Consider the following 13,233-nt stretch of genomic DNA (forward strand, 5'->3'; position numbering starts at 1 on the left):
TCATGGCGGTGTGTTATAATTTTGCAATTTAAATATAGCAACTTTGCTATATCCAAACACCGCCACTTTTTAAACGTTTAGGACGCAAGTGAAAAAAAACATAAGAAATGGAAAGGACGAAGGTGGTGCTAATCCATATTGCTGTATGGGTTATTTATGTGTCAATTTTAATTTTTAATCTCGGGTATAGCGAGAAAAATTGGAATGATTTCATTTATGAAACGTCAGTTTCTCATCTCATCTCTGTCGGTGTCTTTTATTCCACGACACTCTGGATTCTTCCTCAATTTTACGCTAAAAATAAGTACATTAAAACTCTTGCCGGTTTTCTTTGTATCCTAATTGCTAGTGAAGTTTCTAGATTTATCTATACCTATTCTGTCTCCCCAATTTTATTAGGGAGAAGAATTTCTTCATCAACTTTACCTTTGGATACTCAAATAGTAAACTTTTTTTTTCAATGGTTTAAATTCTCTTTATTAGGTGTATTGTATTGGTCCAGGACATCGAAAATAGAGCTTCAGAAGAAACTTGCAGATCAAATTGCAGAGAGTTCGAAACGAGAAAAGTTAGAACTTGAAAATGCAGCGCTCCGGGCACAAATAAATCCGCATTTCATATTTAACACGCTTGAGGTTTTAAGAAGGGAGGCTTCAGAATCAAGTCCAAACGTTTCCTACGGAATTGCCTGTTTTATGGATATTTTACGCTCTGGAATAAATAAGCTTGGGCCAGATGGAAAAATTCCACTGCTAACTGAAATTCGAGCTATTGAAGGAATCGTTTATTTGTATTCGAAAAGATTTCCTGAATTAATGGTATCCCTCGTTTCTGATGTAGAGAATCATGAAACCCATCGCATTCATTCTCATGTACTCTTGCCATTAGTTGAAAATGCCTTTAAACATGGTGATAAGAAAATTACAGTTGAATTATCTGTCGATAAAACTACGGTTAAGTTAAACGTCAATAATATAATTGGGCGCCGAATAAAGGATGAATCAACAGGAATTGGCCTATCATATGTAAAAAGGATTCTTGAATCAAATTATCCAAATACATATAAACTTAAAACTAACCAGACAAAGGAAGACTACTCTGCAGAACTCATTATTCACTTTAATTAGGTACTTATGGAATTTATCAAATGTATTATTGTAGATGATGAAATTAACTCTATACAAAACCTTGAAAGGCTGATCAAAACAATTCCCCAACTGGAAATTGTAGGAACTTTCCTTAACGCGACTGAAGCTATATCTTTTGTTGAAAAAAATGAAGTTTACCTCGTTTTCTTGGACATAAATATGATTGATTTGTCGGGATTTGAAGCAGCTAAAAGGCTACCTGACAAAAAAATTATTTTTACTACTGGATTTGCATCATACGCACTCGATTCTTACAGTTTAGAGAATGTTGTTGATTATTTATTAAAACCGATATTGTTTGAAGATCTCACTCGTGCGGTAAAAAAAGCAAACAAGCTATTTGTTGTTGAGAATCATTTCTATCTTTTGAATAACGATCTGTATCTAGCGTATAGAGAAAATGGAATAGACAGGAAAATTAGTTTTACCAGTATATCTCATATTGAAACAAAAAACAACTACTCCTTAGTATACTTGGAAAATAAGATGATTACTGTTCCCATCCCGCTTTGGGAGCTTGAGAGAACTCTACCTGAAAGTAAATTTATTAGGATTAACAAATCTACTGTTGTTAACCTGATGAAAGTTATAGATGATGACAAGACCAAACATCTAGTAATGATAGGGGGAAAAAAGCTCATATTTACAGGGCCATATAGAAGAAAGAATGCTGAAAAAATGATTGATTCCCCCTAAACAAATAATAGGGGGAATGGCTAATTCTACTGGGAAATTAGTCTCCTGAAGTTATTGTCTATGAATCAAAAGCCCAAAGCATCATGGCACTATCCAGGGCAGCATCCTCAAGGACATAGCGGAAACTCACGTATGTAATTAAACTTGCAACGGCACCATAAGCATCAGCCCCAGCGCCAAGTATGGCGCGGATAAATTTCCTTAAAAATTCAGCTTCAGATTTACCTGGACTTTTGGAAATTGCTTCCATCCAAAAAAACATGGAGTGCCGGTATATTGATGTAAAATGTAAAAGCTGGTCGGCCTCTGTCCTACTTATTTTTATTTTTCCCGATAGAACATTGTCTTCAACAACTAGGATCTTCTTTTTGAAGGCACCGTAATCGGAAGGGGATTTCATTTCTTTTGCCGCTAAGAAAATATCATTGATATTTTTGGCTAACGTCCTTGAGCATCCGAGCTTTTCTGTCAGATCTTTAATCTCCAGGTTCTTGATTTGCTGATTTTGCTTATGACGTTGTAGAAGCGCTTTAAGAGGTTCTCCTCCATACCTGTTTTTAAAGAATTCTCCAACAAACTTTTGCTTCATTTCGGAAGAAAAACCGCCATTTTGAGAAAGCTTTCGATAAATAAATGTCAGTGCCTGATTATGGATGATCCCAATTGAATCAGCCGGATTTTTGGAATTAAATGGCTTTTCAATTTGGGTTTTAACCGTGGCCATTTTTAAAGATGGAGCCCGCTGCTCCTGGTGGGATGGTACGGATTCTTTACTGCAGCCTAAAGTAAACAAAATCACTACTAAACTTAAGATTTGAATTTTCATTTTTTGATGGTTTTAATTTTTCCAGTCAAAATTGAAAATTGAAATAAAGTTCTTGTGATACTGGTTTAGTAGCTATCCAATTTTTCAGTCTATTTAACGCGATTACGAAAATCACTGGTCTCCTGTCTGAAATTTATCATGATAGCCTCCGGCTGCTGTTTTCTCGCTGGAAAATGAAGAAATATATCGAGATAGGTTGTCTGACCATCCGGGCTCAAAATCTTAATTCCTCCCTGATTGTTTTTTCCTTTTAGATGAACAAGTTTGCCATAGGCAACTACTTCTATCTCATCCTCACTCCCATTGCCTATTTCGAATTTTCCTGTATTAAAAAAGACAGCCCAATTCTTATGCCTCTGCTTAGCTTCGTCGTCGCCTATATAATTCATCAAAAAGGACTGCTGCTCTGCAAAAGCAATTCTATTCATGAACTCGCTGCCTTTATGTTGCTGGGCCAGTGATATCATTTCTGAAAACCATTTTTTAGCGGCTTTTATATTTTCGGGGTTTAAAGAAAAATCAGAGCTTTTAGACCATCCTGCGAGATTATAAGGAACCGTGGCTGTGAAACTTTTTTCCTTATTTTTACTGCTATCCCATATAATGGAATCCGGGCTATATTTACCATTTTTCCATCGTGATTCTTTTACGGAAGCATTTCCGATCTTTCCTCCAGGGCCTACTTCCCAGGAAATCTCTTGCTCACCGCTGCCTAATATGGTATGATTGGCCAAAAATGTAATACTTCCCTCCTGCTTCTCCACCGTCAAAAATGGAATATCATTAATCTTAACCCGGTATGGTCCTTTCCCATCGATGGTAACATAATAGTTTGCGCCTTCTTTGGGGGACGTAAGGTTATCAAATACTTTTTGTCCAAAACTGTTAGTGCTAAAAAGCATCAAAATGAACAAAGCTTTATACTGAAATTTTACTCCTTTAAGGAGTCTTTTCTCTATTTTATTCATAATTAGTTTAAAAATTATATTCCACCAAAACTATGCCACCCTAATTGAAGAGCAGATATTTATCCAGCCATCAAAAAAATGTTGCTTTCGGCAACAAAGCTGCGAATTACATACTTGGTTCTATGATAATTTACAGATAGCTAGTCTTTTTTTTGTTGATTTATAAATTGTACTTTTATTTAACTAATATATAGCGATAAGAAAATGGAAAAAATCAAATTAATCACAGATGCCATTGCTTTTATAAAGAGAGTATTTTTCCGGGAAAGAGCTTTTCAGCGTGCTCTCGATATTCAAGCGGATCAAAACCTTGCCAATCGTAATTCCAGATACTTTGAAGAAGGCCACGAAGTGGACTTTTTTATTAGGCGTAGTAGAAGTGAATTCGGATATGCTCTTCGCCCCGGCCAATACAAGGCTATTGTGAATTTTAAGAAAAAGCATCAACTGACCCGGTGGGAAATCTCTGCAGCCCTGAAAACAAGTCTTTTGAAGTTTAATGGGAAGCGACCAACGCCAGCGCTGCAATCACATGGCCTTGGTATGGGAATGTTGATCGCTGGAATATTGGCTACAATTGCTGCTGTACTCTGGTATAGTTACTGCAAATACACCTTGTTATCCTCCATTGAGGAAACGTTTTATCCTTCCACAGTTTATAGCCTCATACAGATGGTTTTTGTAGCACTTTTGTTTTATTTATTCTGGACTGTGTTACGTTATTATGTTGAAGGTTTTGTTATTAGAGCTGAGTTTCGGAAAAGAAAAATTTTAAAATAAAAAGGTAAATAGCAAAATGTTATGACTGGTTTTCTTGATACATAATCACGGCCATCAAATCAAAATGCCCTGGGCAAACGTGTAAAAAATCCGGAATACCAACGCTCCGCTGCCTTATAAAAAGGCTCTGAATGAATTATGGCATCGCACCAGATAACATACCTGCTGTAGTGTTCCTGGAATCTTATCGAACCGGTATTAGCAATAATAAAATCATGGATCATTCTTTTAATCTCCTGGATAATGGTAATGGTAAACACCTTTGAACCAATGGCAACCTTTCTTCGCAATAAAACCATAATGGCACGCTCCAAAACATACTGTGTGCCGCCATGGTCTTCTTTTTCGTAAAAGCGGATCGCTTTAAAAGAGGCAGAGATCAGGTCTTCATAACTGCCGCTTTGCATAAGATCAAAAACACGGAACATGTAAAGGTCTGAAAGGATATCCTTTCTTACTATTTTAGGAGATAGCTGCATCAGGCTATTCCAGAGCCGATCCGCCTGCTTGCTACTTCCCAAAGCCATATGGGCGTTCATCAAATTTCCTTTCACGATCTGGAGATGATCGGCAGGAAGAATATTCTCATGTAGTACAAGCTCTTTTTCTACCCAATAGATAGCTTTTCGAAGTTTCCGCTCCTGCCCTTTAAAAATGTAGGCTTTGATTTCATAAGTCGATCTGTAAACAAAAAGCAGGGATTTAAGTTTTGCAGATTGTCGCAGGTCGTGATCGTTGAAGTAAGTTTCTGCTGCTCTTATACCATAAACAGTCTCGTCAAAAAGGCCAAGGCATATAGCGGATGTAATATGTTGGAGCAATCCCAACAGGTAATCATCGGGCAGAATGCTATGATCTTTACCGAGCATCAGCTTTTTACTATGCTCAAATGCTTTTAAGGGTTCAATTGCCATCCAGTAGAATACGGATAGCACAGAGTTTCGATAGTATAGAGCCTTTGCGCTAAGGCACGAGTTTTCTGCCGGAAGCTGGTCGGAGAATAATATTTGAGCAGTCAATTGTTCTTTAAGGTCTCCTTTTATATAACCGTGTTTTCTTTTTAGCAACATTACCTCACAGTAGAGTCCTTCGAGTCCTTTTAACTGGGTATATTGCCCCAGTACTTTCCGCTCCTCTTCAATGATCTCAGAGGTAGGTCTCGATACTTCGTCCAACGTGATATTGAGTCGTTTTTCCCATTCCAGAATCTGTAGCAAATGACCAAATTTTTCAAAATCGGCGGCTAAGTTATATGCCTTATTCAGGATCAGCGATGCCTGATCCGGCAGGTTATGGCCAAAGAGGAGCTCTATATCAACAAGCATGTTCTGGAGGGTAATATCTACGGAAGAATTGTCGTGCAATGACCGCAGACTTTTGAGGATATTGGCGTAAAGAAGCCTTTTGGCCGATACCAATGCCCTTTCGGAAGAATCTGCAAAACTTTTTGGGATTTGACTTTTGCCCGTTTCCTGCATGCTGTATAACTGTAGAAATAGAGCTTCGCCGTTCAGCCCCTGGTCTCTTTTAAAAAAGTTATGAAAATGCCGTTTTTCGCCTATTGAGAGGGAATTTATGAGCAACGGGAGGTCATCTTTTTTACGGTACATAGCCTGGTCACTTTAATGGAAGGTAAGCCATTTTCTCTTAACAAAGGCATATTTAGGAGTTGACAATTGAAAAAACTTCTTTTGAACCATGAAAATATTAGTGTTTGTTTTGTGCATGACAATGCCCGGCGCCCTGCCCGGACTTTTTAACCAATTTAATCTTCATTTGTCATGACCAGCAAAATTCCACTCCTTCTATTATTTTTAATACTTACCGCAACTTCCGGTATTTCAAAAACTACAAACAAAACGCCTGCTTTTATACGTAATATAGGCCAGGTAACCGACCAATATGGAAAGGCCCGAAACGATATCGATTATAAGCTGCAGGCAGCGCCAGGCCTAAATGTGTTTCTTGGCACTGGAGCTATCCATTATCAATGGTACAGTTCTAATAAAGCAGACACCTTTGAACCTTCAGAATCCAGGTCGCTTACGATGTACCGGATGGATATTATTTTGATTGGTGCAAATATGGATGCGTTTGTTACCAGAAAGGAAATCCTCCAAACCAAAGGTTGGGCACGCTATTACCTGACCTCGGTAGCGACCAGTGGAAATATGGCCGGCACAGTTACAGAGGTTACGTACCATAATATCTACCCTTTTATTGATTGGACGGTATACATCAATAAAGATGGGAAAATAGAACATGCCTTTACCATACATCCTGGTGGTAAAGTCAGTGATATCCGGCTCCGCTATGACGGTGCAAGTTCCCTTGCACTAAGAGCTGACGGCAGTATAGAGGCAGAAACACCATATGGAACAATAAACGAAGCAGCGCCCATAGCCTATAAAAAGGCTACGGGAGAAAATATTGCATGCTGGTATAACTTAAGAGACGAAGAACTTACCTATGGTACCGGAGACTTTAAGGGAGCTTTGGTAATTGATCCAATAGTGAGCTGGAGCACTTATTTCGGGGGAACAGATTATGATGATATAGCAGCTTTGGCTCATGGCAGCGATGGCAGTTTTTTTATTGCTGGCAGTACCGGTAGTGCTTCCAATATTGCGACAACGGGAGCATTTCAGTTTACCATTGGAGGCGGCAATGGGCTTACGGGAGCCGATGCCTTTCTTTCAAAATTTTCAGAAGATGGCACCTGTCTGTGGAGTACCTATTTTGGTGGTGCTGGAACAGACCTGGGCAGAGGTATTGCAATAGATACTTCGGGTAAAGTTTACTTATCGGGTAGAACCAATAGCGCTACGGGTATTGCTACTACCGGCTCCTATCAGGCGGTCAAAGCTGGTACAACGAGCGGTTATGATTGTTTCCTGATAAAATTTGATAGTGCCGGCCAGCGTGTATGGGGCACCTATTTTGGGGGTAATGGTCAGGATGGCTCCCTACAGGTCTCCGTTTCCTGCGACAAGGCTAATGGTGTATATCTTTTAGGCAATACAGCCAGTATGGAGCAAATTGCAACACCAGGGAGTTACCAGCCTACATTCAGCGGAAGCCAGGATGCCTTTTTAGCAAAATTTTCTACCGACGGCAGTCTTGCTTGGTCCACTTACTTTGGTGGTACCGGGCTTGACGTCTTTCAATCCGCAGAGTGTGATGAGGTGGGCAACGTTGTGTTGGCAGGATATAGCTCCAGCCCAGGTTTGGCGAGTCCAGGCGCTTATCAGCCCATACACGGAGGCGCAGAGGATGCCTTACTGGTTAAATTTAATGGAGAAGGCCAGCTCCAATGGGCGACTTACCTGGGTGGGGCAGATCAAGATCGAGCTCTTTCGCTAAAAACAAAAGATCATGCCATCTATATTGGTGGAGCAACCAGCAGTACAACTGGCATCGCAAGTGCCGGAGCCTATCAAGCCAGCCTTGGAGACCCAAGTGGAGACGGATTTTTAGCAAGGTTCAATACTGCGGGTGAGCGTATATGGAGTACCTATTACGGCGGTTCACAAAGTGATGTTATCTCCGGTATTAGTGCAGCAGAAGATGGCAAAATATATGTCGGTGGAACGACAGCCAGCAGTACCGGTATTGCAACTCCCAATAGCATCGATACCAGCCTTACCGGTATTTATAATTGCATAGTGAGCTGCTTTGATACAGCAGGCGGAATACATTGGGGTTCCTATTTTGGAACCTTGTCAGATGAAGGAACGGCTTTGTCAGCTTATGGAAACAAGATTGTGCTTGCCGGAAAGACGCTAAGCAGTACGGGTATCGGTACGCCGGGGGGGCATCAAACTATGATCGGCGGTGATCAGGATGGATTTTTGGTCCAAATAAATACCTGCATAACTCCTGCCGCCATTGATACAGTTAGGGGTAGCCGTAATATCTGCGCCGGTGATACACTTATCCTTAGGGCACTGCCGGCTGGCGGTTCAGGAAACTATCTGTGGATACTTCCAGCAGGATGGACACAAATTAGCAGCGGCGATACTCTAATTGCCATTGTCGGAACCAGCTCTGCAGCGGTTACGGTTTTGCCAGTTAATGAATGCAGCGCTGGAGATACAGTAACCATTCCAATTACTGTTACTCCAGCTCCGTTCCCAGTCATCAGCCGTAACGGAAACATTCTGGCCACTACTCAAGCCTTCCCCTCCTACCAATGGAACCTGAACGGGATGGCGATACCCGGAGCTGCAAATCCTACGCATATAGCTGCTGTAAATGGCAGCTATACCGTAACGGTAACAAATGCCAGTGGATGTGCTGGAATTTCACCAGCGGTAATAGTATCCGACCTTACAGCCTTGCATGATCCTAAAGAAGGCATTACGTTGCCAATTTACCCCAATCCTGCAGATAAAATAGTCTACCTGAAACTGCCTTACAAAGCAGAATTGCAGATCTATGATAAACTTGGACGGCTTATCCATAAACAACACGTGGCCGCCGGAGCACAATCCCTGAATTTGGAAACACTTGCAGCTGGCATGTATCTGATCAATGCATTTGATGAAAAAGGTAATTTGATTGGAAGCTGCAAGCTTGTTAAAGAATAAATAACTCTCGTGGCCTCGCTTTGCGGGGCCACATTTTAAAATGATAGACTATGAAACATTTTCTTACCTTCTTGATATCGTGTCTAACAATGCTGGCGTATGGCCAGGGCGAAAATAACATCTGGACCTTTGGCCAGAATTATTCACTGGATTTTAATACTAGCCCTCCTACGTTACTGGATACGACTTTTTATCGCGGACAGCTTGCAAATGGTAGCGTCATAATTTATAATCCATCTTTTGATAGGTGGCTGTACCATAAATCTATAGCGGTATGCAGCCCTTCGGGAGCTCTGCTCTTTATGGTAAAATTTAGCACTGGGACCACCACTGCGGCTGTTGACAATATATGGGACCGTTATGAACATCCTATTGCAGGCACAAACCTGTTAAACAATATGTCTATTTTTACTACCCCGGTTGTCGTCCCACATCCAGGTAACACCAGCCAATATTATATTTTTTATATCCGGAGCAACGGGCTAGTCTACTCTTTATTTGATATAAGCCTGAACGGTGGCTTGGGAGATATTGTGCCTGGCAAGAAAAACATAGCACTTACCGGCTGGAATATGATTGCAGATAACAAGATAACTGCTGTTAAAGGTTGCAACGGAGTATGGCTTGTTGTCCGCTCTTATATTACCAATGAGTATTTGAGTTTTCATGTCGGCTATAATGGTTTGAATGCCGTTCCGGTAGTTTCGGAATGCGGCAATCGCCCATTGATAAATTATGCGGTATCTGCGGGATCACTTACGAGTTCAGAAGATGGCAATAAATTCGCAATCGGTCTTTGGAAAGGCGGCGCATTTAATTTACCTGGTGGTATTGAGCTTTATGATTTTGAAAAATGTAGCGGCAAAGTTAAAAACGCCCGTTTGTTGGAAAACAATCAATGGATATCAGGTGCATGTTTTTCACCTGATAATTCCAAGTTATATACTACAGAAAATGATGGACCTTATTTCGGGAGTGCAGGAACATATTATTTCGGAAAGGTTTATCAATATAATCTTGACTTACCATCGACAGCTGATATTATTGCTTCGAAAACTTTGATCTTAAGTAATCCAAATCATTGGAATAGATTCTTATGTCTTCCAGATATTTCCTGGTTCGGGGATCTACGGCTGGGGCCTGATGGCAAGATTTATATCCTGGACCAGCATCCACCGGAATGTCCCGATCCGGCTATTCCCAAAATGACATTCCATGTTATTCATCAGCCCAATAACTTGGGTCTGGCTTGTGTGCCGCAAACGGAAGCATTATACAGTCCCAGCAATAACATGATCAATATGTCGCCGACCAACGGGCTTACGGATTTGCCCAAAATCATTATTACTGCCGGACCGCCACCAGATACCCTCTACGGAAAAACTTATACAATTGATGCCTGTTTTAAAGACAGTATAACCCTTTATGCTGCTTCCGCAAAGGCATGCTACCTATGGGATAATGGCTTACGTGATAGTTTCCGAATTATTTACGATGATGGCGTCTATGTTGTTGCATACTTTCAGGATTGCACCGTTATCCTCGATACCTTTAAAGTTCAGTTTAGCAGGCTTCCCGACATGGACCGGCTTATATACGGTTGTCCCGGTGATATCGAATTACAGATTAAAAAAATTGCTGGCGATACTGCATTGCTCAGCTATGAGCTAAGAAATGAAAGTGGTGAGCGGGTCCGATCCGCGCAAAGCTCTTCTGGCTTTCAATTTAAAAGCCTGGATGCGGGTAGCTATACCTTACAGATCAAACGGGAACAGTGGTGTGATACCACAATAAATATACAATTAGATGCTTATCCGGCGCCGGAACTTATTGTCGCTCCCTCTGATACCACGATCCGCTATGGTGATGCAATCCGGCTCAGGGCCAGCGGAGCAATCTTATATAGCTGGTTTCCGGCTTCATCGCTGGATACACCGGTAGGGCCGCACCCTATTGCCATGCCATTGGTGCCGACCACTTATTCAGTGGTTGGGCTCAATGCTTATGGCTGCAGCGATACCGGCCAGGTACGTGTAAATATTGATTTTAAGATGCCTGATATGCTACCGAATGCATTTAGCCCGAACGGAGATGGTCTCAACGATATCTTTATGTTGGCCGGGCTTACTTATCAAAAAATACGCCTTTTTGAGATTTACAACCGATTTGGGCAAAAGGTATTTAGCGGTACTGGCGCTGGGGGCTGGAATGGTACGCAAAACGGTCTACCGTGCGAGATGGGGACCTACCATTACCTAATCGTGCTGGACTATCCGGATGGCAAGTCAAAGACCTTTAAAGGTGATGTTTTGCTTTTGAGATAGATAGTACGAGTATATTGAAAAATGTCTAAGACCATTATCTTTTCAGATAATGGTCTTTTTTATTAACCACTTAAACGCAATAATTTGTATTTAGCGGACACATATCTACCCATCCATTACTTACCCATGAAGTTGCACCGTAGGCGCCCCTATAAGTCGGATGCTCAAATAGGCCAGCGCTATCCCACGTAAAATCTGAATTGTCCAGGTCTGTCAGCCCGAGGGTAAAATTTGGCGTAAAACTACTGCTGCAAAAGTTCCCACAAAAACTGGAATTATAACCTAACGTGGAGATATCAGCAGAAAACTGATTGCCGATCTGCTGGCAACCTAGGCCGGAGCCCGCGATCCAGGATACCATACTTGCCCCGCAGCCCGAGTTTGTAACCCAATCGGTATTAGTTATGGTTCTAAAATCAGTTGCTGCTGAGAGATTACGCAAGGAGTTATAGGAGAATTTTAATTGAAAGCCACCGGTAGTCGTATTGGCTATTACATCATTGGAAAGGTTAAGCCCGTGACGGTTAAAGGCCGTAATTACGCTATTGTAAATTTTAGCAGAACCATTAGCTGCAAAAAATACTCCATCCTGGATATTACCGTTGCCTTGACCACAATAATTACCTCCCATAAGTGTGGTATTAGAAACAACCGGGTATGTTCTTGGTATTGCATTTGCTGGCTCTCCCAATAACACATTCTGAATTTCCATGCCATTTGCCAAAGACAATGGAGAAAGTGTATTTTGTTTTATTCCGCTCAGGTATTGGCTTCTGCCAATATAGCCATAGGACATGACAAAATCACTTCTTTTCGTGTTCATGCTTAAAATATTTTTCAGGTTGACGGAGCCACCTAAGACGCCAATACCATCGAGGCCGGAATTACTGATTTGGATATGATCCAGAGTACTGGCGCTACCAAGGGATGCCAATACGAGGCTGCTTTCCGACCTGCGGTCACTGCCGGAGCCCCCTCCTTTTCCAGCGAAATGGATCTGCACGTATTTAAAAGTTCCTACGCTACTTGCAGCAGAACTGCCACCTGCAGTAAAGCTGGCGCCGTTGATTTGGATGGCCAGCGCGTTACCCTGGTTGTTTGGTGCATTTCCCAAAAGATATACACCTGCCCAGTCACCGGCGGCACGGGACCCTGGGTTCTGGTTACTGGTAAAGATAATAGGGTTAGTGCTCGTCCCTGTCGCATTAATGCTGGCGTTTGGTAGTACGATGAGTGCCCCATTGGTCGCCTTTTCGCCCTGGATTACAACGCCGGGCTGTATAGTCAGTGTCGTGTTGTTTACGACCACATTGCCCCGCAGCAGGTAGGCATTACCGGCAAGCAAAGTGGTTGGCGTACTGATCGTCCCTGAAAGTACAATTGGCGGACAACTTACAGAGACAGCTTTTGCCTTTTTGCCGGCTGTTTCATTCATGTCCCCATAATCATTTTGTTTCTGCTTGTTGCAGGAAAGCACTGCGACTACTGCAATAAAGACCATTACAGCAGCAGCCATTAAATTTTTTCTTTTCATTTTCGTATTGTTTAGCCTTATGGCGATTATAAATAATAACGGAGGTTTCTTACCTGTTGCTTATTACACAGGTTAGGGTGGTTGGTATAACGATTGTGTTTTCATAATGACCTGGTTGTGGTTATGCTTTGCTCTTGCCGTGAACATCCCATACACACAAGCTGTTTCCTTTAAGGTAAATTTCGGAGCTAAAGGCAGTAAGATGCAAGTGTTGCAGATAAGTGTTCAATGGAATGCAAACAGGGTTAAAAACGGCCTTCTAATAGCCATTACAGCCGTTTTTGTGAGAATGGATAAATGAGCCTTCATAATAAAAATATACTCAACTGCGGGGTTTGGAAAACGAACTGCTGTGAATCGGAAATGAA

General features: G+C 41.5%; 9 protein-coding genes. 5 read left to right on the forward strand and 4 right to left on the reverse strand.

What is annotated here, in order from left to right; genetic code table 11:
* Nucleotides 1-107: 107 nt before the first annotated feature.
* Together L1283_RS26860 and L1283_RS26865 are read left to right on the forward strand one after the other, a co-directional pair.
* Entirely contained in the window at nucleotides 108-1,127 is a 1,020-nt protein-coding gene (locus L1283_RS26860) for a sensor histidine kinase (protein ID WP_070569920.1), read from the forward strand.
* Nucleotides 1,128-1,133: 6 nt separating this feature from the next.
* Nucleotides 1,134-1,844 (forward strand): LytR/AlgR family response regulator transcription factor, encoded by a 711-nt coding sequence (locus tag L1283_RS26865; RefSeq protein ID WP_070569918.1) that lies wholly within the window; start codon nucleotides 1,134-1,136, stop codon nucleotides 1,842-1,844.
* Between the two features lie 58 nt (nucleotides 1,845-1,902).
* Here L1283_RS26865 and L1283_RS26870 read toward each other — a convergent pair whose 3' ends face one another.
* Together L1283_RS26870 and L1283_RS26875 are read right to left on the reverse strand one after the other, a co-directional pair.
* A complete protein-coding gene (locus L1283_RS26870; protein ID WP_070569916.1) occupies nucleotides 1,903-2,670 on the reverse strand; it encodes a hypothetical protein in 768 nt (255 codons plus the stop codon).
* An 89-nt stretch (nucleotides 2,671-2,759) separates the two neighbouring features.
* Nucleotides 2,760-3,638, reverse strand: a complete 879-nt coding sequence (locus L1283_RS26875) for a hypothetical protein (RefSeq protein WP_070569915.1) — start codon at nucleotides 3,636-3,638, stop codon at nucleotides 2,760-2,762.
* 204 nt (nucleotides 3,639-3,842) lie between these two features.
* On the opposite strand from L1283_RS26875, the gene L1283_RS26880 reads away from it, so the two are divergent.
* Nucleotides 3,843-4,418, forward strand: coding sequence for a hypothetical protein (locus L1283_RS26880; RefSeq protein WP_070569914.1), 576 nt, complete (start codon nucleotides 3,843-3,845; stop codon nucleotides 4,416-4,418).
* Nucleotides 4,419-4,477: 59 nt separating this feature from the next.
* Here L1283_RS26880 and L1283_RS26885 read toward each other — a convergent pair whose 3' ends face one another.
* Nucleotides 4,478-6,028 (reverse strand): hypothetical protein, encoded by a 1,551-nt coding sequence (locus tag L1283_RS26885; RefSeq protein WP_070569912.1) that lies wholly within the window; start codon nucleotides 6,026-6,028, stop codon nucleotides 4,478-4,480.
* Nucleotides 6,029-6,199: 171 nt separating this feature from the next.
* On the opposite strand from L1283_RS26885, the gene L1283_RS26890 reads away from it, so the two are divergent.
* Both L1283_RS26890 and L1283_RS26895 read left to right on the forward strand, forming a co-directional pair.
* Nucleotides 6,200-9,007, forward strand: a complete 2,808-nt coding sequence (locus tag L1283_RS26890) for a T9SS type A sorting domain-containing protein (RefSeq protein WP_429626704.1) — start codon at nucleotides 6,200-6,202, stop codon at nucleotides 9,005-9,007.
* Nucleotides 9,008-9,057: 50 nt separating this feature from the next.
* Nucleotides 9,058-11,331, forward strand: coding sequence for a gliding motility-associated C-terminal domain-containing protein (locus L1283_RS26895; RefSeq protein WP_083296105.1), 2,274 nt, complete (start codon nucleotides 9,058-9,060; stop codon nucleotides 11,329-11,331).
* Between the two features lie 70 nt (nucleotides 11,332-11,401).
* Here the strand turns inward: L1283_RS26895 and L1283_RS26900 are convergent, their stop codons facing one another.
* Complete coding sequence (locus tag L1283_RS26900) at nucleotides 11,402-12,865, reverse strand: hypothetical protein (protein ID WP_070569906.1); 1,464 nt, start codon at nucleotides 12,863-12,865, stop codon at nucleotides 11,402-11,404.
* Nucleotides 12,866-13,233 lie beyond the last annotated feature (368 nt).

The organism is Sphingobacterium sp. HSC-15S19 (assembly GCF_050433745.1).
In the GTDB taxonomy this organism is placed as follows: domain Bacteria; phylum Bacteroidota; class Bacteroidia; order Sphingobacteriales; family Sphingobacteriaceae; genus Sphingobacterium; species Sphingobacterium siyangense.